This is a genomic window from Nocardia implantans, from assembly GCF_035544775.1.
GTDB lineage: Bacteria > Actinomycetota > Actinomycetes > Mycobacteriales > Mycobacteriaceae > Nocardia > Nocardia implantans.
Window position 1 is genome coordinate 37,625 of sequence record NZ_JAYKYQ010000005.1, and the last position, 18,750, is coordinate 56,374.

The following is an 18,750-nucleotide window of genomic DNA, read 5'->3' on the forward strand; positions in this document are numbered from 1 at the left end:
ATGCCACTCACGGTGTGGCTCCAACCGACGATCACCTCATCGAGGGAAGTGAATGTAGTGACAACTCAGGACAGCGATTTCGACGCCGTCGTCGTCGGGGCGGGGATATCCGGCCTGTACGCGGTGTACAAGCTGCGCGGCCGCGGTATGCGCGTGCACGGTTTCGAATCCGCCGACGGAGTGGGCGGCACGTGGTATCACAACCGGTACCCCGGTGCGCGCTGCGATGTCGAGAGCATCGACTACTCCTACTCCTTCGATGAGGAGTTGCAGCGGGAGTGGACCTGGTCGGAGCGGTTCGCGACGCAGGAGGAGATCCTGCGCTATCTCGAGCACGTCGCCGACCGGCACGATCTGCGCTCTGCCTACGACTTCCTGACCCGGGTGACCGCCGCGGTCTATGACGAGAAGACCGAGCGGTGGACGATCTCCACCGACACCGGCCGTACGGTGACCGCGCGCTTCTGCATCCTCGCCACCGGTGTGCTGTCCGCGACCAACATGCCGGACATCCCGGGCCGCGACACCTTCACCGGCGAGGTCTACCACACCGGGGAATGGCCGCACGAGCCGGTTGATCTGAGCGGCAAGCGGATCGGCGTCATCGGCACCGGGTCATCGGCGATCCAGGCCATCCCGGTGATCGCCGAGCACGCCGAGCACCTGTATGTGTTCCAACGCACGCCGAACTACTCGATCCCGGCGGGCAATCGCCCCCTGGACCCGGAGTTCGTGGCCGAGGTCAAGGCGAACTACGCCGAGCGGCGCAGGCTGTCGAGGATCAGCGGCGGCGGCACCCCGAACAGCCCGTACCCCAAGGGCGCGCTGGAGATCGACCCCGAGGAGCGGACCCGGATCTACGACCAGTGGTGGCAGCGCGGCGGCTACCTGTTCGCCAAGGCTTTCCCGGATCAGACGACGAACCCGGCCGCCAATGACACAGCGCGCGAGTACGTCGAGGCCAAGATCCGCGAGATGGTGCGCGATCAGGAGCTCGCCGATCAGCTGATCCCGAACGATCACCCGATCGGCACCAAGCGCATCGTCACCGACAGCGGCTACTTCGAGACCTACAACCGCGACAACGTCACCCTGGTGAACCTGCGGCGCACGCCGATCGAGGCGGTCACCGAGACCGGGGTGCGGACCACGGCGGAGACCTACGACCTCGACGTGCTGATCTTCGCCACCGGCTTCGACGCCATGACCGGGTCGCTGTCGCGCATCGACATCCGCGGCCGCGGCGGCCGGGAACTACGCGAGGACTGGTCGGCGGGCCCGCGGACCTACCTCGGGCTCGCGGTCGCCGGGTACCCCAACATGTTCATCCTGGCCGGCCCCGGCAGCCCCAGCGTGCTGGCCAACATGGTGCTGATGGCCGAGCAGCACGTGGACTGGATCGCGGGCTGCCTGGACTATCTCGACGAACACGGGCACACCACCATCGAGGCGACCGAGGAGTCGGTCGAGGAATGGGTGGCCGAGTGCAACGCGAAGGCGGCGGCCACGTTGTTCCCCTCCGCCAACTCTTGGTACATGGGCGCGAATATCCCGGGCAAGCCGCGGGTCTTCATGCCTTACATCGGCGGGTTCGGCAACTACAACAGCATCTGCTCGGAGGTGGCCGCCGCCGGATACAAGGGATTCGACCTCGGTGGCGCCACGGGCTCGCGGCGGCGGCCGGACCTGCATCCTGATGTCGAGGCGATGCTCGCGGCCCTGGAGTCGTTCCCGGATGTGACGCGGCACGAGGCCGCCGAACTGCGCGAGATCATCGTGTCCCGGCGGGCGCCGCTGACGCGCCTGCCCCGCATGCGCATCGCCGAGGACCGGGTGATCGAAGGCCCTGGCGGTGATCTGGCGGTGCGCGTGTACGTGCCCGAGCGCGACGCGAAAGCGCCGCTGCCGGTGGTGGTTTTCGCGCACGGCGGCGGATTCGTCTTCTGCGATCTGGACAGCCATGACGAATTCTGCCGATCGATGGCCGAGGCGGTCGGCGTCGCGGTCGTCTCGGTGGACTATCGGCGCGCGCCCGAGCATCCCGGCCCCGCGGCGATGGAGGACATGTACGCGGCGCTGAGCTGGGCGGCCGCGCATGCCGCCGAGTTCGGCGGCGACCCGGGTCGGCTCGCTGTGGCCGGCGACAGCGCGGGCGGCAACCTGGCGGCAACCGTGAGCCTTGCCGCCCGCGACCGCGGCGGGCCGCGGATCGCCGCTCAGATCCTGCTGTATCCGGTGATCGACGACGATTTCACCACCGAGTCCTACCGGCTCTACGGCGAGGGCTACTACAACACCACCAAGGCCATGCGCTGGTATTGGCAGCAGTACGCGCCGCACGGCACCGACAACCCGTATCTGGTGCCGAGCCGGGCCGACTCGCTGGCCGGGCTACCCGCGGCGGTGGTGGCGACCGCCGAGCTGGATCCGCCGTGCTCGGCGGGGGAGGACTACGCCCGGCGGCTCGCGGAGGCGGGCGTCCCGGTCACCGCGCACCGCTTCGACGGGCTGTTCCACGGATTCCTGACCTTCCCGAGCCTGTCGCTGACCGGGCCGGCGCGTGAGGTGCTCTGGCAGCTGATGCGCGACGTGCTGGAGGTGTCATGACACAGCGACTCACGACCAAGATCGCCCTGGTCACCGGCAGCAGCCGGGGGATAGGCCGGGCCATCGCGCAGCGTTTGGCCGCAGAAGGCGCGACCGTCGTCGTCACGGCCCGGTCGAACTCCCCGACACCGTCGATTCGCGACGGCGCCACGCATGTGCTGTCCGGCTCCCTCGGGGAGACCGTGCAGTTGATCGAAGCCGCGGGCGGTCGGGCGATCGCCGTCCCGGCCGATCTCGAGGACGCCGAACAACGCGCCGGCTTGGTCGAGAAGGTCGTCGAGGAACTCGGCGGCATCGACATCCTGGTCAACAACGCGGGTTTCGCGGACTACAGCGTGATCGAGAAGATGAGCGACGCGACGTTCCACCGGACCGTCCAGCACTACCTCGAGGTGCCGTTCGCGCTCTGCCGTGCCGCGATTCCGCACCTGCGCAAGCAGGGCAGCGGCTGGATCGTCAATATCGGATCGTCGACCGGTCTGAGCCCCATCCGGCCGTTCCGCGAGTACAACAAGACCTCCGGCGACGTCGTGTACGCCTCGGTCAAGGCCGCGCTGCACCGCTTCACCCAGGGGCTGGCCGCGGAGTTGGTCGACGAGGGGATCGCGGTCAACGCCGTGGGACCCTCGACCGCCATCATGACTCCGGGGGCGGCGACGCTGCTTCCGGAGGGTTACGACACCGAGCCGGTCGAATACCTCGCGCAAACAGTGCTGGAGATGTGCACGATGCCCGCCGTCCACCGTACCGGCCTGGTGGCTTTCAGCTTGCACTTCCCGTGGGCGACGAACACCCCGGTGATGTCGCTCGACGGGCGCACCGAACTGCCACGGCGACAACCACCGGCATGGGCCAACCCGCACATCCTCCCGGAGGGAGTGTGATGGCCACGACCGCACGAGAACGGTTCTCCGACGGCACTGCGGTCGTCACCGGTGCGGCGGCAGGAATCGGCCGCGGCCTGGCTCGCCACCTCGGCGTCCTCGGCATGACCGTCGTCGTCGCCGACATCGACGAGGACCGCGCCGCCGGTGTGGCCGCGGAGATCATCGAGCACGGCGGCAACGCCCATGGCTTCGGGGTCGATGTCGCCGACGCGGGCGCGGTCGAGGACATGGCCGCGACGATCTTCGCCCGGCACGGCAGCGTCGAACTACTGATCAACAACGCGGGAGTCGAGTCGGCGGGACTGCTGTGGGAAATAGATCCCGCCCGGTGGCGCCGACTCATGCAGATCAACGTGGACGGGGTCTTCTACTGCTTGAAGTCCTTCGTGCCGCGCATGATCGAGGCGGGTACCCCGGCCTGCATCGCCAACCTGTCCTCGGTCGGCGGTCTGAACACCGTCGCCGTGCAGTCGCCCTACATCGTCAGCAAGTTCGCGGTGCAGGCGATGACCGAGTGCCTGTGGCAGGACCTGGCGGTCGTCGGCGCTCCGATACAGGTCAGCGCCGTGGTACCGCATTCGATCCGCAGCGAGATCTTCCTCGCGGCTCAGCGCGACGCGCCCACCACCGACCCGACCGCCAACGCGGTGTTCGCCGCGATGCAGCGGGACAACGTGGAGAAGGGGCTCGACCCGCTCGAGGCCGCCGAGCACATGGTCGAACAGATCGCCCGCGGCGACTTCTGGGTCTTCTCCGACGACGCCATGTGCACCGCCTCGGCGACCCGGCGCGGTGAGCAACTGCTGTCGCTCAGCCCGCCCTCCAACCCACGAGACATGCTCGCCCGGATGGGCGTGCCACTCCCGGAAGGTAGCTCATGACCGAGACCATCGTCGCCGGCGTCTCCGCCGCAGATCGAGAAGCCGCGCTCCATCAGGCGATCGCGGAATGCGAGGCGGCGCCGCTTCTGATGTCGATGGTGCACGTGACCGGTGATCTCGGACTGCTCGACGAGTTCGGCGCGCGCCTGTCGATCGAGGAGCCGGGTAACCATTACCGCACCGGCACACGCCCGACGGTACCGCCCGGCACCTACCCCGACGACGTCGCCGCCGACATCCGCGCCCGCGCCCGCGAGGTGCTCACCCCGGATTCCGTTGCCGCGCTCGGTGTCCCCGACGACGAGCTGTTCCGCCGCATGGCGACCCTCTGCACCGCTGAGCGGGTCGATGCGGAGTTCGTGCCGATCCTGCTGGAGCAGGCCGGATTCACCAAGGACCGACGCCACGTCCCGGTGACCGTGACACCGCCGGCCGACTTCGAAGTGATCGTGATCGGTGCGGGCATCGTCGGCATCAACGCGGGAATCAAGCTGGGGGAGGCGGATTTCCCCTTCACCATCTTCGAGGAACGCGATGATATCGGCGGCACCTGGCACCGCAATACCTATCCCGGTGCGGCGGTGGATACCCCGAGCCATTACTACTCCTACTCGTTCGAGCTCAACCCGAACTGGTCGCGTTACTATCCGACCGGGCCGGAATACCAGAGCTACCTGCTCGGTGTGGTCGAGAAGTACCGGTTGCGCGAGCACATCCGGTTCGGCACGCGGGTGCGGTCCGCGACCTGGCTGGCGGGGGAGAATCGCTGGGAGGTGGTGACCGAGGACCGCGACGGCGTGGTCACCCGTCACCGCGCCCGCGCCGTGGTCACCGCGCTGGGCATGCTCAATGCGCCCAACATTCCCGAGGTGCCGGGTATGGAGACCTTCGCGGGCACCGTCGTGCACACCGCGAACTGGGACACCGGCATCGACCTGCGTGGCAAGCGGGTCGTGGTGCTGGGCACCGGCTGCACGTCGGTGCAAGTGGTGGCGAGCATCGTCGACGAGGTCGACACGCTCGATGTCGTGGTTCGCAGCCCGCACTGGCTGGTGCCCGAGAAGACCGTCGGAGGGGAGGTGCCCGCGGGCGAGAAGTGGGCGATGGCGAATCTCCCCTTCTACGACAAATGGTTCCGGCTGCGCACCTACTGGTTCGCCTCGGACAATCTCTACCCGCTGCCGCGCATCGATAAGGAGTGGGCGGCCACCCACCTGTCCGCGTCCCCCGCCAACGACATGGTGCTGCGCACCGCGCTGGAGTACTTGGACAAGAGCTTCCCGGACCGTCCCGACCTGATCGAGAAGCTGACACCGGACTTCCGGCCCTACGCCAAACGAATCGTGAAGGACCCCGGCTTCTTCGCGGCACTCAACCGCGAGCACGTGACCCTGCACCGCGCCTCGTTCCAGCGGGTGACGCCCGAAGGCGTGGTCACTACGGAGGGCGAGTTCATCCCCGCCGAGGTGATCATTCTCGCCACCGGGTTCGAACTCCAGTTCACCACCACGATCGACATCACCGGCCGGGACGGCCGGACACTGGCGGAGGTGTGGAAGGGCGGCGAGGACCCGCGCGCCTACCTGGGCGTGCAGGTGTCGGGGTTCCCGAATCTGTTCGTCACCGCCGGGCCCAACGCCGCGCCGAACCACGGCGCCGGGCACAACATCACCGGCGAGGAACAGGTGCACTACATCATCGAGTGCTTGCAGTACCTGTTGGAGAACGACCACGCCGCCATGGACGTCCAACAGGGAGCGCTGGACGAGTACAACCGCCGCGTCGACGAAGCGCTCGACGAGACCGTGTGGGTGCATCCGGGTGCGCAGGTCAACGGGTACTACCGCAACAGCTCCGGCCGGGCGATCGTGCCGTGCCCATGGCGTCTCGTCGACTACTGGACGATGCTGCGCGAGCCCCATCCCGAGGATCTGACTTTCCTCCCGCACCGAGGCCCCGCCTCGGTATAGCGCCGCCGACACCTTCACGGCGTGTGTCCATCGACTCATGAGGAGCAGGGGATGACATCCATCGACATCGACCGCGAGACGGCGCGCCACGCGGCGGGGACCGACCTTCCGGAGCTGGATCCGGCTCTGCTGCGCACTGTTCTGGGACACTTCGCCACCGGCGTCGTCGCGATCACGGGGATCGATCCACAGACCGCGGCGCCGACGGGTCTGGCCGCGAACTCGTTCACCTCGGTGTCGCTGGATCCGCCGCTCATCGCCTTCTGCGTGGGCGCGACCAGCACTTCGTGGCCCCGCGTGCGGGCGGCGGGCCGCTATGCGGTCAACATCCTGTCCGACGCTCAGGAGCCGGTGTGCCGGCAGCTGGCCACCCGCGGTGTCGAGAAGTTCCAGGGCATCGAATGGCGGCCATCGCCGGCGGGGGCGCCGATCATCGCGGATTGCCTGGCCTGGATCGAAGCCGAGCTGGAGGCCGAGCACGCCGCGGGCGACCACACGATCGTGGTCTCCCGGGTGCGGCACCTGTATGCCTCCGACCTGGCGCCGCTGATCTTCTTCCGCGGCAGTTACGGCAGCGTCGGCCCCAGCGCGGAGGCATCCCGATGACGATGCGCCCACTGGACTGTGAGCGCTGCGGCCAGCGCGTTCTGATCGAGAAGTTCAGCCCCGCGCACACTTCGGTCCAGTGGGTCGGCGACGCAGGCCGTTGCCCGGTGATCGCGGCCCGGAACCGGAGTGTCGGTCACGAGGAGCGCGGGTGTGACGCGTTGCACCGCAGCATCGACCGGGCGGTGCGTGCTCGTGAGCTGCCCGAGTCCCGGATACAGCTCCCCACCGGTGACGCCATTCCGCGGCTGCACTGAGCTCGGGCATGACGGCCCGAAAGGGTGTACCGCTCACCGGGAGGCTTGCCGGACAGGCGGTGTCGGCGGTGGAAGGCTCGGGCCATGAGTACCTCAGTCGAATCCCGCGTTGCTCCCGAGTTGCGTGAACTGCCCACCGAGCGTGGCGTCTTGCGTTACCGCGAGACCGGTGACGGTCCGCCCCTGCTCCTGCTGCACGGCTCCGGCCCCGGAGTGACGGGCTGGCGCAACTTCGGAGCCAACGTCCCGGTCTTCGCTCAGCACTACCGCACACTGGTGCTGGAGTTCCCCGGCTTCGGGGTCAGCGACGACTTCGGCGCTCCGCACCCGATGATGTCCGCGCAGCAGGCGGTCGGCGCCTTCCTGGACGGGCTGGGCCTGGACCGCGTGCGCGTCGTCGGAAACTCCATGGGCGGCTTCGTCGCCACGGATTTCGCCCTCGCGAACCCCGATCGGGTCGATCGGCTGGTCACCATCGGCGGGATCGGAACACCCGTCTTCAGCGCCCAGCCGGGTGAGGGGATCGTGCGGCTGAGCGAGTTCGTCGAGAACCCCACTCGCGAGGCGCTGATCGCTTGGCTGCACTCGATGGTGTACAACTCCGCTCTGGTGACGGAGGAACTGATCGAGCAGCGCTGGCAGCAGGCGACCGATCCGGCGACCTTGGAGAACTCGCGCCGCATGTACGGCAAGGCCGCCTTGGCGCGGATGGCCGAGGCGGCCCGCAACGCCGACACCACCCCGGGGTGGGCGAAGCTGGGCCAGATCACGGTCCCGGTGCTGGTCACCTGGGGCCGGGACGACCGGGTGAGCCCGGTGGACATGTCCCTGCTGCCGATGCGCACCCTGCGCAACGGCGAGGTGCACATCTTCCCCAACTGCGGGCACTGGGTGATGATCGAGCAGAAGCAGGCATGGGAGGCCACCGTCCTGGCCTTCCTCGGTCGTTAACCTTCGCCCTCGGCCGGCGGCATCACCGGCGCCGCGTCGATGACCGGCGCCGGGATCGCGCAGAAACTGTGGCAGACCCGGTCCTTGATGATCCGCTCCGGGCATTCCGGATCGAACCACCGGTCCACATGCCCCCAGTGGATCGGGTGATTCATATACGGCCCGAGCAGGGCCTCGACATCGGCGAACTCCTGCTCCCACACGTGCGTCCACTGCGACGTCCCGGCGGCGTGCCGGACCGGACTCAGCTGCCAAGCCAGGATGGCCTGGATGTGCCGCGGCATCTGCAGCGTGGCGTGCTCGAACCGGCGGACCTGCGCGGAGTCGGCCGCTGCGTCCACACGCAGCAGCAGCGTCCGGTACACCCGGGGTGGGCGCGAGGTCCACCGCCGTCCACCGCGCGCATCCGCGGGCGACGCTGCCAGGTACTCCACCGCGTCGACGTGCCCGATCGCGGGCACGGAAGTCGCCTCATCGATCGCGGCCCGGCTGCGGCACCACTCGTCTTCGGACCGGAAGTGGAAGTGGGCGAGCACATCTCCGCCGTTGCGTACACCCGGCAAGGTGCGAGCGACCAGTGACTGTTTTGCGCCGGCCGATTCCGCCGCGGCGGCGATGCGCTTGATCGTCACGTCTGCGACCATCTCCTCGCCCGGGTCCGTCAGGTGCAGCAAACGGGTCACCTTATACATCGCAGAGTCCTTCCACGTCCGCGGAACGGCTCGCCATCGACCTGGTGCGTTCGACGATCATCGGTGCCATCGATTCCCACCATCGCGCCGGCGCGGGGTCGTGTCGCGCCCGGACCGCCGCCGCCCACCAACCGGCCGTGCCCGACACGGTCCAGGTAGCGGTGACGGTGTTCGTCTCACCCTCTATCCAGACCGGCGGGCTCACCAGGATCTGCTCCAGCGTCAACCCGCGTTCCCGTGCCGCGGGTGCGTACTCGTCGAGGTAGGCATCGATGAACGCCCGTGCGCTGCCGGATCTGAGCACGACTCGGTCGATGATGTAGAGGGTTGGGTCGTCCATGAATCGAACGTAGGCGCTGTCGCGAGAGCCGACGGCCCGTCATCCCGGTGGCCGGGAGCCGCTGGCGCCGAATCGCGTTGCAGGGCTTGTAAGCTGCACGATCGTGGCAGCCGACCTCGATTCCTACCCCCCTCTGCCTGCGACCAGCTGGGCCGTGCTGGGCATGCTGTCCTTCGGTGAGGAACTGACCGGCAACGACCTGAAGAAGTGGGCGGATTGGAGCATCGGCTTTTTCTATTGGAGCCCTTCGGTCAGCCAGGTCTACGCCGAGCTGAAGAAACTCGAGGAACTCGCTTTGGTGCGGTCCCGACTGGTGGCCGACGAAGGGGTGCGCGGTCGACGGCTGTACGGCATCACCGATACGGGGCTGCGCGCGCTGCGGAACTGGTCCCGGAACGCCGGGGTGGACATGCCGGTGCTGAAACACGGTGTGATGCTGCGTCTGTGGATGGGTCATCTGCACGATCCCGAGCACCTGAAGAGGATCGTGCGTACCCACATCGACAACCTGCGTGAGCAGGCGAGCCGGGCCGCACTGCACGCCGACCGATCCGAGCCGGAGCCCGGCTGGGCGTTCACCGAGATGACTCTGCGGTGGTCGCAACGCCATTTCGAGGCGGAGATCGAGTTGGCCGAGCAGTTGCTGGCTGACATTGATGAGGCCGCCGCGCGATATCGTGAGCTGGCCGTCCGCGACGAGAACGATCTCCCGGTGCCTCGTCATCCCGGGGTTTGGCGCACGGTCGGGGAGGATTCCGCGGACAGCTGAGTTCACGGTCCGCGACGCCTGCGGTTGCCGATATTCAGCCTTCGGCGAGCACGCTGGGGGCGGTCGGCAGCGACCGCAGGATATTGCGGCGCTGCAGCGTGGGAGTGACTCGGCCGCCTGCGGTCATACTGCGCCAGATGGCGTGGGCGGCCAGCTGGACCGGGGTGGTCATTCGGCTGTCGAAACTCATCCGGCTCAGCGGTCCGCAAACGGACACCGCGGTCGTCGCCTCGCCGACCGGTCCGATCGGTGCGGCGATACAGCCGAACCCGTGCAGCGCGCCATTGCGCTCGACGGCATAGCCGAGTTCCCGGATCCGCGCGCTGCCCGGCTCCGCTCGGCCCGCGAAGGCGAGCAGGGCCCTGCCGAGTGCCGACTTCGACGCGGGCAATCTGCCTCCGACGCGGGTCGGGACGTGGGCGGCCAGGCGTCCGCCGATCTTGTCGAGGTACACGACGTCGTCGCCGTCGAGGACCGCCAGATGCACGACCATGCCGGTGGCGCGGTAGAGATGCTGTAGGTGCTCGCCGGAGGCCGCGTGCACGCGGTCTTGATGCACTGCGAGCGAGCCGAGTTCGACGAGACGGATGCCGAGGCTGTAATTGCGCCCCTCCCGCCGTAGCCACCGTAGCTGGACCAGCCGGTCCAGCATCCGGTGGGCGGAGGAGCGCGGCAGGCCGGTGCGGGCGACGACCTCCGTCAGGCCGAGGCTGTCGCGCCCGTCGAACGCGTCGAGGACAAGCGACAGCCGGTCGAGAAGGGCGCTGGGGGTGGTCGCCTCACCGGGCCGCATGTCCTGCGCGATCGTCATGCGCTGACTCCTTTGTCACTCTAACCAGGGCTCTGACGTGCCTATTTCTATTAGGAAATAGTGCCACATCTCCATCGGTATGTGAAGCGGATCACGAAGGAAGGGCTAGTGCATGCGGTGCCGTATCGCTGCCCGGTCGGCCGGTCGAGGCCAGTGGACACCGCGTGCCGGTGAAGATGCTGGCCGCACACAGGTTGCAGTGGATACACAGCGATTTCTTCGCCGACTCGGACTGGATGCGGTTGATCAGATCCGGCTCGCGCAGCAGGGCTCGGGCCATGGCGACGAATTCGAATCCGTCGTCCATCGCGGCGTTCATGCCCGCGAGATCGGTGACGCCGCCGAGCAGGACCAGCGGCATATCCAGCTCGTCGCGGAACTGGCGGGCATAGTCGCGAAAGTAGAGCGGTTCGTAGGAATAGCGCCGGAACACCATGCTCCCGAACATCTTCATGCCCAGTTTGACCAGACCGCGCTGGGTCTCGGCCATCTCCCGCACCGGCACATCACCCCGGAACAGGTACATCGGATTCAGCAGTGAGGAGCCGCCGGTCAGCTCGAGCGCGTCGACGTAACCGTCGCGCTCGATCATCTGTGCGACGGTGAGCGACTCGTCGAGCCAGAGACCGCCCGGGACGCCGTCGGCCATGTTCATCTTCGCCAGCACCGCGATCCGCCCGTCGGCGGCCTCGCCGACCGCCCGCAGGATGAGCCGGGCCAACCGGGCTCTATTGGCGAGCGAACGGCCCCAATCGTCCTTGCGGCGGTTGAGCTTCGGGCTGAGGAACGAGCTGGCGAGGTAGTTGTGCCCGAGATGAACCTCCACCGCGTCGAATCCCACCTCGATCGCGTGCCGGGTCGCTTGGGCGTGAGCGTCGATGATCCGGTGGATGTCGTCCTCGGTGGCGGCCCTATCGAGGCTCATCGACAGCGGGTTGGGCCGGGTGGACGGAGCCAGGGACGGCAGGCCGGTGGAGCGCGAGTTGGCAACCGGCCCGGCGTGCCCGATCTGAGCCGAGATCGCGGCGCCCGTGGCGTGTACGGCGTCGGTGAGCTTGCGCAGGCCGGGCAACGCCTCCGGCCGCCAATAGATCTGGTCCCTTTCGGTGCGCCCTTCGGGTGACACGGCGAGGTAGGCGACGGTCGTCATGCCGACACCGCCTTCGCCGACCGCGACGTGGAAGTCGATCAGCGCGTCGGTGACCAAGGCGTCGGTCGTGACTCCCTCGAAAGTCGCGGACTTGATGATCCGGTTGCGCAACCGCACCGGACCGAGCGAGGCGGGTGCGAGGGGATCCGGCCGGGCGGGTGGCGTGGCGGGCGCTGCGGTCATGGCGAAACTCCTTGTGCGGATTGATGTGTACGGCGCGGGAGCTGGTCGGACGGGATGGTCACGGGGGCATGGATGTCCATCCATCGCAGCATCTCGTCGACCGCGTCGGCGCAGTCGCCGTCGGCGCCGGCGTCGGCCCACTCGATCAGGGCGGCGAATGCCGCCGCCTGGTACGCGGTGGCCAGCGCGCGGCAGATGGCTGCGGGAGCGTCGGGGAGCCGGCTCGCGATATAGCGCGCCAGCGTCTCGATCCAAGGGCGGTAGGCGAGCGGTGCGGTGGCGGCGAGTTCGGGCTCGGAGGAGATCAGGCGCAGCCAGTCGGGCGCGACGCGCCGGACCCGTGGCTCATGCGAGACCGACTCGACGATGGCCGAGCGGATGACGACCGACGGCTCGCCGGTGCGGGGGGCGTTGTCGAGGGCGTCTTGTAGCCGCGCTGTCGCCGGTTGGACTCCCAGCCAGGCGATTTCCGACCGCGACGAGAAGTGACGCAGCAAGGTCCGTGTGCTGATTCCCGTGGCGCGCGCGAGATCGCTCCAGCTCGTCGAAGCGTATCCGCGTTCGGACCACAGACGGAGCGCGCTTTCGGCGACAGCCGCGCTGTCGAGCACCGAGGGTCGGCCGCGTCCACGGGAAGCGGAGATCTGATCGGTCACCGCGACAGCTCACCATTTTTGGCGAAGTGTGTCAATATTGCGCCGCATCCGATCCTCAATGCTGGAAACAGCGGAAAGCAGGTGCTCTGGTGGGTGTTTATGTCGTGACCGGGTCGGCCTCCGGGATGGGGCGAGCCGTGGTGGACAAGCTGCGCGAAGGCGGGCACACCGTCGTCGGAGTCGATCTTCGAGACGCCGAGATCATCGCCGACCTGTCCACCGGGCAGGGGCGGCGCGCGGCCGTCGACGGTGTACTCGCCGCGGTGGACGGGCGCTTGGACGGCGCCGTGCTCGCGGCGGGAGTCGGTCCCGCCCCCGGCGCCGAACGACCGCGGCTCATCTACGAGGTGAATTGTCGTGGCGTGATCGAGTTGCTCGAGGGCTGGCGGTCGGCGCTGGCCGGGGCCGCCGAGGCCAAGGTTGTCGTCTTCGGCAGCAACGCGACAACCACTACGCCCGCGGTACCCAGCCGGGCGATACGGGCGCTGCTGGCCGGCGATGTCGCCAAAGCATTACGAGCGGTGCGCATCTTCGGCAAGAACGCGCCGGGCATCGCCTACGCGGCCTCGAAGATCGCGGTCACTCGCTGGGTGCGGCGTCATGCTGTGACCGCCCGGTGGGCGGGCGAAGGGATCCGGCTCAACGTGCTGGCTCCCGGCGCCGTGCTGACCCCCTTGCTCGAGCAGCAGCTCGCCACACCGGCCGAAGCCGAGGTGATCCGCCGTTTCCCGGTACCGATCGGCGGATTCGGCGACGCGCGGGATCTCGCGGAGTGGGCCGTGTTCATGCTGTCCGAATCCGCGCGGTTCCTCTGCGGGAGCGTGGTGTTCGTCGATGGCGGCAGCGACGCGTACTTCCGGGCCGACGACTGGCCGCGCGCTGTCCCGCTGCGCAAGCTCGTCGGCTACCTGCGGCGCTTCGGCGGTTGCGGCGCTCGCTGACCCGGATCCGCGTTTCCGGCGCTTCCGCCACCGATTGTCCCGGTCACCGGGAACTGCCCCTCGGAGACGGTGGCGGAATACGCACATAATTCTCCGCCCACATCGGCAGTGATGTGGCTCACGCGAGGACCTTTTCGTCGGGACGACCCGGTGCGGCCTCGCCTTCGGAGAAGGAGAACCAGATCATGAGACTTGATGGTCTGAGTCGTCACCGGCGAGCCATCGCCGGCATCGGCGCCGCAGTCCTGTTCACCGCACTCGCGGCGACGGGCTGCGCCGGCGATGACGAGTCGAACAACAGCGCCGTGGCCGGTGCGCCGACCACGGCGCTGCCCGACAAGCCGGCCACGGGTACACCGGTGCGCATCGGCTTCGTATCGACCGAGGGCGGCGCCGTGGTGTCGTTGCCGGAGATGCGCCAGGGCGCCGAGGCGGCCGTGGCATACGTGAACAAGAACGCGGGCGGCATCGCGGGCCACCCCATCGACCTGGTCGTGTGCAAGCAGCAGGAAGAGCCGACTTCGGCGACGAAATGCGCGAACCAGTTCGTCGAGCAGAAGGTGGCCGCCGTGCTGTCCCCCGGCACCTCCCAGGGCGGCACCATCCTTCCGATCGTCGCCGGTGCGGGCATTCCCTACGTCACCCTCAACGGTGTGTCCCCGCAGGAGCTGACCTCCCCCGACTCTGCGGCACTCTCGGCCGGCCTGCCCGGCACCATCACCGCGATGGCCGCGGCGGCCAAGGACAAGGGCATGCGCACGTTCACCCTGTTCGCCAGTGACGGTGGTGGCCTGGGCGCCTTGGTCGACGCCATGGGCGCGCCCCTGTTCCAGAGTGCGGGCGTGACCTTGAAGGTGGTGCCGATCCCCCTCGGCGTGCCGGACCCTACGCCGCTGGTCACTTCCGGACTCTCGGGCAAGCCGGACGGGGTCGGGGTCATCGCCGATGCCGCGACCTGCACCTCGGTCTACAAAGCGATTCAGACCACCGACCCCGCAGTCCAGAAGGTCTACATCCCGGTCTGTCTGGCTCCCGACGTCACCGAAATCATCGGCATGGACGCGGTGCGGGGTAGCACCGGCATCACCGCGACCGACTACCTGTCGGATCGTCCCGACACGGTGTTGTACCGCTCGGTCCTGCAGACCTACGCGCCTGAGGCGACAGTGACCGGCGCGGCCTCCTCCGGATACCAGGTCGTCGCGGCGCTGGCTCTGGCCACCCGCAGCATTCAGGGCGAGGTCACCCCGGCGAGCATCAAGGAGGCGCTGCGGACCGCGAAGGGAATCGAGATGCCGGCGGGCGGCGGCGTCACCTTCACCTGTGACGGCACCGCCGTGCCACAGATGGCGTCGATCTGCTCGCGTCAGATGCTGATCGGCCCGATCAACGACCAAGGTGTGCCGGTGAACCTGAAAGTGACCGGATAGTCCCGGACGGCAATGATATTCGGCCAGGGAGATCAGCCATGACTGACCATCTTTCGTATCTCGTGCTCGGCCTCGGCAACGGGGCGGTGTACGCCGCGCTCGGGCTCGCGCTCGTATTGACTTTCAAGAGTTCCGGGGTGGTGAACTTCGCGACCGGCGCGGTCGCGCTCTACGCTGCCTACACCTATGCCCTGCTGCGCAAGGGCGAGCTGATGGTCCCGATACCGGGACTGCCCGAGACCATCGATCTCGGCGGACCGCTCGGTGTCGTTCCCGCCATGGCGATCTCCCTGGTCGCTGCCGCCGTTCTCGGGGTGCTGTGTTACGCGTTGGTCTTCCGCCCCATGCGCAGCGCCTCGGTAATCGCCAAGGCCGTCGCCTCGATCGGACTCATGGTTGTGGTCCAGGCACTGATCGCTCAGCGGGTGGGTACACACCTGGTCGCGGTGAAGCCGATCTTCGCGCTCGACACCTTCTCGCTGGGTGATCGCAAGGTGCCCACCGATCGAGTCCTTCTAGCAGCGTCCATCGTCGGACTTGCCTTGGTAACAACCTTGATCTTCCGCTACACCCGGTTCGGCGCGGCGACCGAGGCCGCGGCGGAGTCGGAGAAAGGCGCGTATCTGACCGGGCTTTCGCCCGACCGGATCGCGTTCAGCAACTGGGCGCTGTCATCGGTGGTCGCGGGCCTCGGCGGCATCCTCATCGCACCTTTGGTGGCGCTCAATCCTGTGGCGTACTCGTTGTTCATCGTCCCGGCGCTGGCCGCCACTCTGGTCGGCAATTTCAGTTCGATCTGGTCGACCGTGGCCGCCGGAATCGCCATCGGCGCGCTCCAAGCCGAGGCGACCAATCTCCAGGGTCTCTACAGCTGGTGGCCGAGAGCCGGTACGGCGGAGGCCATTTCGCTCCTGCTGATCTTGGTTTTCCTTGTGATCAAGGGTCGTCCACTGCCGGACCGGGGTTCGGTGATCCGCCGGACGCTCGGGCGCGCGCCGCGTCCCGACCGCGTCCTCGCTCCCATGCTGGCATCCCTTGCCGTCGTGGTCGTCGCATTGTCGGCGACCTCCGGCAGCTACCGTGCCGCGATCGTCAGCAGCGTCATCTTCGCGGTTCTCGGGCTCTCCCAGGTAGTGGTCACCGGATACGCCGGTCAGGTGTCGCTGGCGCAGCTCACCCTCGCGGGAGTGTCGGCATATGCGCTGAGTGTGCTGAACCAGCACCTCGGCATACCCTTCCCTTTCGCGCCGATCCTCGCCGCCCTGTGCGCCACCGCGGTCGGTGTGGTCGTCGGCCTGCCGGCGCTGCGGGTGCGCGGGCTGCCGCTGACAGTGGTGACTCTCTCCCTCGCGGTGTTCGTGGAAGCCTTCTGGTTCCGCAACCCGTCGCTCAACGGCGGCGTCCACGGCGCGCCTGTCGACGCCCCCCGGCTCTTCGGGATCGAATTGGGCATCGGTACGGGCCAGGCATATCCACGGATCGCCTTCGGTCTGCTGTGCTTGGCGGTGCTCACCGTCGTCGGCCTCGGCGTCGCGTGGCTGCGGCACAGCAGTCTCGGTACCGACATGCTCGCCGTGCGGGCCAACGAGCGGTCGGCGGCGGCAGCGGGCATCGATGTCTCCAGGACGAAGCTGATCACCTTCGCGATCGGCGCGTTCATCGCAGGCCTCGGCGGCGCGTTGCTCGGGTATCAGCAGAGCTTGGCTACCCCGGAGCCGTTCGCGGTGTTCCTCGGGATCTCGCTGTTCGCCGTTGTCTATGTCGCGGGTGTCACCTCCATCACCGGAGGGATTCTGGCCGGTGTGATGGCGCCCGGTGGCATCCTCTACCTGCTGGTGGACCGGTTCCTGCATATCGGTGACTACTATGCGGTGCTCAGCGGTCTGCTGCTCGTGGTGACGGTCATGACCAATCCCGACGGCCTCGCCGGCAAGCTCCCGCGGATTCCGTGGCCGGCACTGCGGCGCCGTGCCCGTCACGCCGACGAGGTGTCGCCGATAGCTGCCGAGTCCTCGGACGCCGCCGGGCGTACGCGCGATGTGGCCACACCGATTCTCAGCGTGCAAGGAGTGAGCGTCAGCTACGGTGCCGTGAAGGCCGTCTCGGACGTCGGTTTCGAGGTATGTTCCGGAGAAATCGTCGGCCTCATCGGACCCAACGGAGCGGGGAAAACGTCCGTCATCGACGCGATCACCGGCTTCGCGGCGGCCACCGGAGCGGTGACCCTGGCCGGCGAACCGCTCGCCGGACGGCCACCGCACCAACGCAGCCGCGCCGGCCTCGGCCGCAGTTTCCAGGAGGTGGAGCTCTACGACGACCTCACCGTTGCGGAGAACGTCAGGGTGGGCGCGGCCCGCTCACAGTCGCCACTACCCGTCGCGCAACGGGTGGCCCGGACGCTGGCAGTCCTCGGCCTGAGCGATCTGGCCGATCAGGAGGCCGGAATTCTGTCGCAAGGGCAGCGGCAGCTGGTCTCGATGGGGCGGGTCCTTGCGGCCGAACCCGTCGTAGCGCTGCTCGACGAGCCGGCTGCTGGTCTGGACACCGTCGAAAGCCGTTGGCTGGGAGAGAGATTGCGTTCTGTTCGCGATGACGGAACCGCCGTCCTCCTGGTCGATCACGACATGGAGCTGGTGCTCACGGTGTGCGATCGGGTCATCGTGCTGGATTTGGGCACTGTCATCGCCAGCGGAACACCCGAGCAGATCCGCACCCATCCGGAGGTACTGCGGGCATATCTCGGGGTACCGGCGGACACCGTCGACCTCGACGCCGAAGCCGTGCCGGAATTGCACGTCCACCGGGCGACATCTCAGGAGGCGACGCTGTGACCACGCTGGAATGCCGGGGCCTCACCGCCGGGTATCTGAAGGAGCGCCCGTGTGTGCGTGAGGTGGACCTCGCGCTCGAAGCCGGGCAGATCACCTGCCTGCTCGGACCGAACGGCGCCGGAAAGACGACACTGCTGATGACACTGGCCGGGTTGCTTCCTCGCGCAGGGGGAGAGGTCGAGGTGGTAGGGCGGGCGGTGCGTGGTGGCCGTCCACGGGACGCGGTGCGGGCCGGAATGGTTCTCGTTCCCGACGATCGCGCCCTGTTCCGGCAGCTGAGCACCAAACAGAACCTGATGCTCGCGGTAGCGGACCGCTCGCGGCGCCGCGCGGGCCTGAACCAGGTACTCGAGTATTTTCCCTCGTTGGAGAAGCGGCTGGGCGTCGCCGCCGGACGACTGTCCGGCGGCGAGCAGCAGATGCTGGCAATCGGCCGGGCGATCTTACAACGCCCGAAGGTGCTCCTGATCGATGAGCTGAGTATGGGTTTGGCCCCGGTGATCGTCACCGAGATCCTCGAGGTTCTGAAAAAGCTCGCCGCCGAGGAAGGGCTCAGCCTGCTGCTGGTGGAACAGCACGTGCACCTGGCACTCGGCATCGCGGACAAGGCCACGGTGCTGGTGCACGGACGGATCGCCGACTCGGCCACCGCAGCGGCCCTCCGGGATGATCCGGGCCGGGTGGAACGCGCCTACCTGGGTGCGAATGCCGCCGCGGCGTCTTCGGCCTGACGGCACCTGTGCAGGAGCGGCGAGTCACCGCGTTCTCGGTGACTCGCCGCCGGGGAG

General features: G+C 68.0%; 16 protein-coding genes and 2 pseudogenes. 13 read left to right on the forward strand and 5 right to left on the reverse strand.

Annotation, left to right across the window (positions count from 1 at the left end; genetic code table 11):
- Window positions 1-57: 57 nt before the first annotated feature.
- The 8 genes and pseudogenes from U3653_RS13405 to U3653_RS13440 all read left to right on the forward strand — a co-directional run.
- A pseudogene (locus tag U3653_RS13405) lies at window positions 58-1,656 on the forward strand (flavin-containing monooxygenase); the annotation flags it as partial.
- A gap of 213 nt (window positions 1,657-1,869) precedes the next feature.
- Window positions 1,870-2,607, forward strand: a pseudogene (locus tag U3653_RS13410) (alpha/beta hydrolase); the annotation flags it as partial.
- Window positions 2,604-3,491, forward strand: a complete 888-nt coding sequence (locus tag U3653_RS13415) for an SDR family NAD(P)-dependent oxidoreductase (protein WP_195080259.1) — start codon at window positions 2,604-2,606, stop codon at window positions 3,489-3,491. The pseudogene U3653_RS13410 and the gene U3653_RS13415, both read left to right, overlap by 4 nt.
- Window positions 3,491-4,375 carry an SDR family NAD(P)-dependent oxidoreductase gene (locus U3653_RS13420; RefSeq protein ID WP_195080258.1) on the forward strand — a complete coding sequence of 295 codons (885 nt, stop codon included), beginning with the start codon at window positions 3,491-3,493 and terminating at the stop codon, window positions 4,373-4,375. Before U3653_RS13415 ends, U3653_RS13420 begins: the two co-directional genes overlap by 1 nt.
- Window positions 4,372-6,345 (forward strand): flavin-containing monooxygenase, encoded by a 1,974-nt coding sequence (locus U3653_RS13425; RefSeq protein ID WP_195080257.1) that lies wholly within the window; start codon window positions 4,372-4,374, stop codon window positions 6,343-6,345. Before U3653_RS13420 ends, U3653_RS13425 begins: the two co-directional genes overlap by 4 nt.
- 51 nt (window positions 6,346-6,396) lie before the next feature.
- Complete coding sequence (locus tag U3653_RS13430; protein ID WP_195080256.1) at window positions 6,397-6,951, forward strand: flavin reductase family protein; 555 nt, start codon at window positions 6,397-6,399, stop codon at window positions 6,949-6,951.
- On the forward strand, window positions 6,948-7,208 hold the full coding sequence (locus U3653_RS13435) for a hypothetical protein (protein ID WP_195080255.1): 261 nt from the start codon (window positions 6,948-6,950) through the stop codon (window positions 7,206-7,208). The genes U3653_RS13430 and U3653_RS13435 overlap by 4 nt, the downstream gene beginning before the upstream one ends.
- 84 nt (window positions 7,209-7,292) lie before the next feature.
- Window positions 7,293-8,159: an alpha/beta fold hydrolase gene (locus U3653_RS13440; protein WP_195080254.1), complete on the forward strand. Its 867-nt coding sequence runs from the start codon at window positions 7,293-7,295 to the stop codon at window positions 8,157-8,159.
- On the opposite strand, the gene U3653_RS13445 is transcribed toward U3653_RS13440, so the two are convergent.
- Together U3653_RS13445 and U3653_RS13450 are read right to left on the reverse strand one after the other, a co-directional pair.
- A complete protein-coding gene (locus tag U3653_RS13445) occupies window positions 8,156-8,851 on the reverse strand; it encodes a Dabb family protein (RefSeq protein ID WP_195080253.1) in 696 nt (231 codons plus the stop codon). The two genes, U3653_RS13440 and U3653_RS13445, sit on opposite strands and share 4 nt — an antisense overlap.
- Window positions 8,844-9,191 carry a hypothetical protein gene (locus tag U3653_RS13450; protein ID WP_195080252.1) on the reverse strand — a complete coding sequence of 116 codons (348 nt, stop codon included), beginning with the start codon at window positions 9,189-9,191 and terminating at the stop codon, window positions 8,844-8,846. The genes U3653_RS13445 and U3653_RS13450 overlap by 8 nt, the downstream gene beginning before the upstream one ends.
- Window positions 9,192-9,354: 163 nt before the next feature.
- On the opposite strand from U3653_RS13450, the gene U3653_RS13455 reads away from it, so the two are divergent.
- A complete protein-coding gene (locus U3653_RS13455) occupies window positions 9,355-9,960 on the forward strand; it encodes a PadR family transcriptional regulator (protein ID WP_195080320.1) in 606 nt (201 codons plus the stop codon).
- Between the two features lie 34 nt (window positions 9,961-9,994).
- Here U3653_RS13455 and U3653_RS13460 read toward each other — a convergent pair whose 3' ends face one another.
- The 3 genes from U3653_RS13460 to U3653_RS13470 all read right to left on the reverse strand — a co-directional run bounded on the left by U3653_RS13460 (window position 9,995) and on the right by U3653_RS13470 (window position 12,760).
- Complete coding sequence (locus U3653_RS13460) at window positions 9,995-10,771, reverse strand: IclR family transcriptional regulator (RefSeq protein WP_195080251.1); 777 nt, start codon at window positions 10,769-10,771, stop codon at window positions 9,995-9,997.
- Window positions 10,772-10,862: 91 nt separating this feature from the next.
- On the reverse strand, window positions 10,863-12,104 hold the full coding sequence (locus U3653_RS13465; protein WP_195080250.1) for an NADH:flavin oxidoreductase: 1,242 nt from the start codon (window positions 12,102-12,104) through the stop codon (window positions 10,863-10,865).
- Window positions 12,101-12,760: a TetR/AcrR family transcriptional regulator gene (locus tag U3653_RS13470; protein WP_195080249.1), complete on the reverse strand. Its 660-nt coding sequence runs from the start codon at window positions 12,758-12,760 to the stop codon at window positions 12,101-12,103. Before U3653_RS13470 ends, U3653_RS13465 begins: the two co-directional genes overlap by 4 nt.
- An 89-nt stretch (window positions 12,761-12,849) precedes the next feature.
- Here U3653_RS13470 and U3653_RS13475 point away from each other — a divergent pair, with 89 nt between their 5' ends.
- From U3653_RS13475 to U3653_RS13490, 4 genes are all read left to right on the forward strand, one after another.
- Window positions 12,850-13,701, forward strand: coding sequence for an SDR family oxidoreductase (locus U3653_RS13475; RefSeq protein ID WP_195080248.1), 852 nt, complete (start codon window positions 12,850-12,852; stop codon window positions 13,699-13,701).
- A 185-nt stretch (window positions 13,702-13,886) separates the two neighbouring features.
- Entirely contained in the window at window positions 13,887-15,131 is a 1,245-nt protein-coding gene (locus tag U3653_RS13480) for an ABC transporter substrate-binding protein (RefSeq protein ID WP_195080247.1), read from the forward strand.
- 38 nt (window positions 15,132-15,169) lie between these two features.
- Entirely contained in the window at window positions 15,170-17,962 is a 2,793-nt protein-coding gene (locus U3653_RS13485; RefSeq protein ID WP_195080246.1) for an ABC transporter permease subunit, read from the forward strand.
- Window positions 17,959-18,693, forward strand: a complete 735-nt coding sequence (locus tag U3653_RS13490) for an ABC transporter ATP-binding protein (RefSeq protein WP_195080245.1) — start codon at window positions 17,959-17,961, stop codon at window positions 18,691-18,693. Before U3653_RS13485 ends, U3653_RS13490 begins: the two co-directional genes overlap by 4 nt.
- Window positions 18,694-18,750: the final 57 nt, after the last annotated feature.

What these genes read in the sequence shown, in the direction of transcription:
- U3653_RS13435 (WP_195080255.1), top strand. Translation starts at nt 6,948, where the DNA reads ATGACGATGCGCCCACTGGACTGTGAGCGCTGCGGCCAGCGCGTTCTG.
- U3653_RS13450 (WP_195080252.1), bottom strand. Translation starts at nt 9,191, where the DNA reads ATGGACGACCCAACCCTCTACATCATCGACCGAGTCGTGCTCAGATCC.
- U3653_RS13420 (WP_195080258.1), top strand. Translation starts at nt 3,491, where the DNA reads ATGGCCACGACCGCACGAGAACGGTTCTCCGACGGCACTGCGGTCGTC.
- U3653_RS13445 (WP_195080253.1), bottom strand. Translation starts at nt 8,851, where the DNA reads ATGTATAAGGTGACCCGTTTGCTGCACCTGACGGACCCGGGCGAGGAG.
- U3653_RS13460 (WP_195080251.1), bottom strand. Translation starts at nt 10,771, where the DNA reads ATGACGATCGCGCAGGACATGCGGCCCGGTGAGGCGACCACCCCCAGC.
- U3653_RS13480 (WP_195080247.1), top strand. Translation starts at nt 13,887, where the DNA reads ATGAGACTTGATGGTCTGAGTCGTCACCGGCGAGCCATCGCCGGCATC.
- U3653_RS13485 (WP_195080246.1), top strand. Translation starts at nt 15,170, where the DNA reads ATGACTGACCATCTTTCGTATCTCGTGCTCGGCCTCGGCAACGGGGCG.
- U3653_RS13430 (WP_195080256.1), top strand. Translation starts at nt 6,397, where the DNA reads ATGACATCCATCGACATCGACCGCGAGACGGCGCGCCACGCGGCGGGG.
- U3653_RS13455 (WP_195080320.1), top strand. Translation starts at nt 9,355, where the DNA reads ATGCTGTCCTTCGGTGAGGAACTGACCGGCAACGACCTGAAGAAGTGG.
- U3653_RS13415 (WP_195080259.1), top strand. Translation starts at nt 2,604, where the DNA reads ATGACACAGCGACTCACGACCAAGATCGCCCTGGTCACCGGCAGCAGC.
- U3653_RS13465 (WP_195080250.1), bottom strand. Translation starts at nt 12,104, where the DNA reads ATGACCGCAGCGCCCGCCACGCCACCCGCCCGGCCGGATCCCCTCGCA.
- U3653_RS13425 (WP_195080257.1), top strand. Translation starts at nt 4,372, where the DNA reads ATGACCGAGACCATCGTCGCCGGCGTCTCCGCCGCAGATCGAGAAGCC.
- U3653_RS13440 (WP_195080254.1), top strand. Translation starts at nt 7,293, where the DNA reads ATGAGTACCTCAGTCGAATCCCGCGTTGCTCCCGAGTTGCGTGAACTG.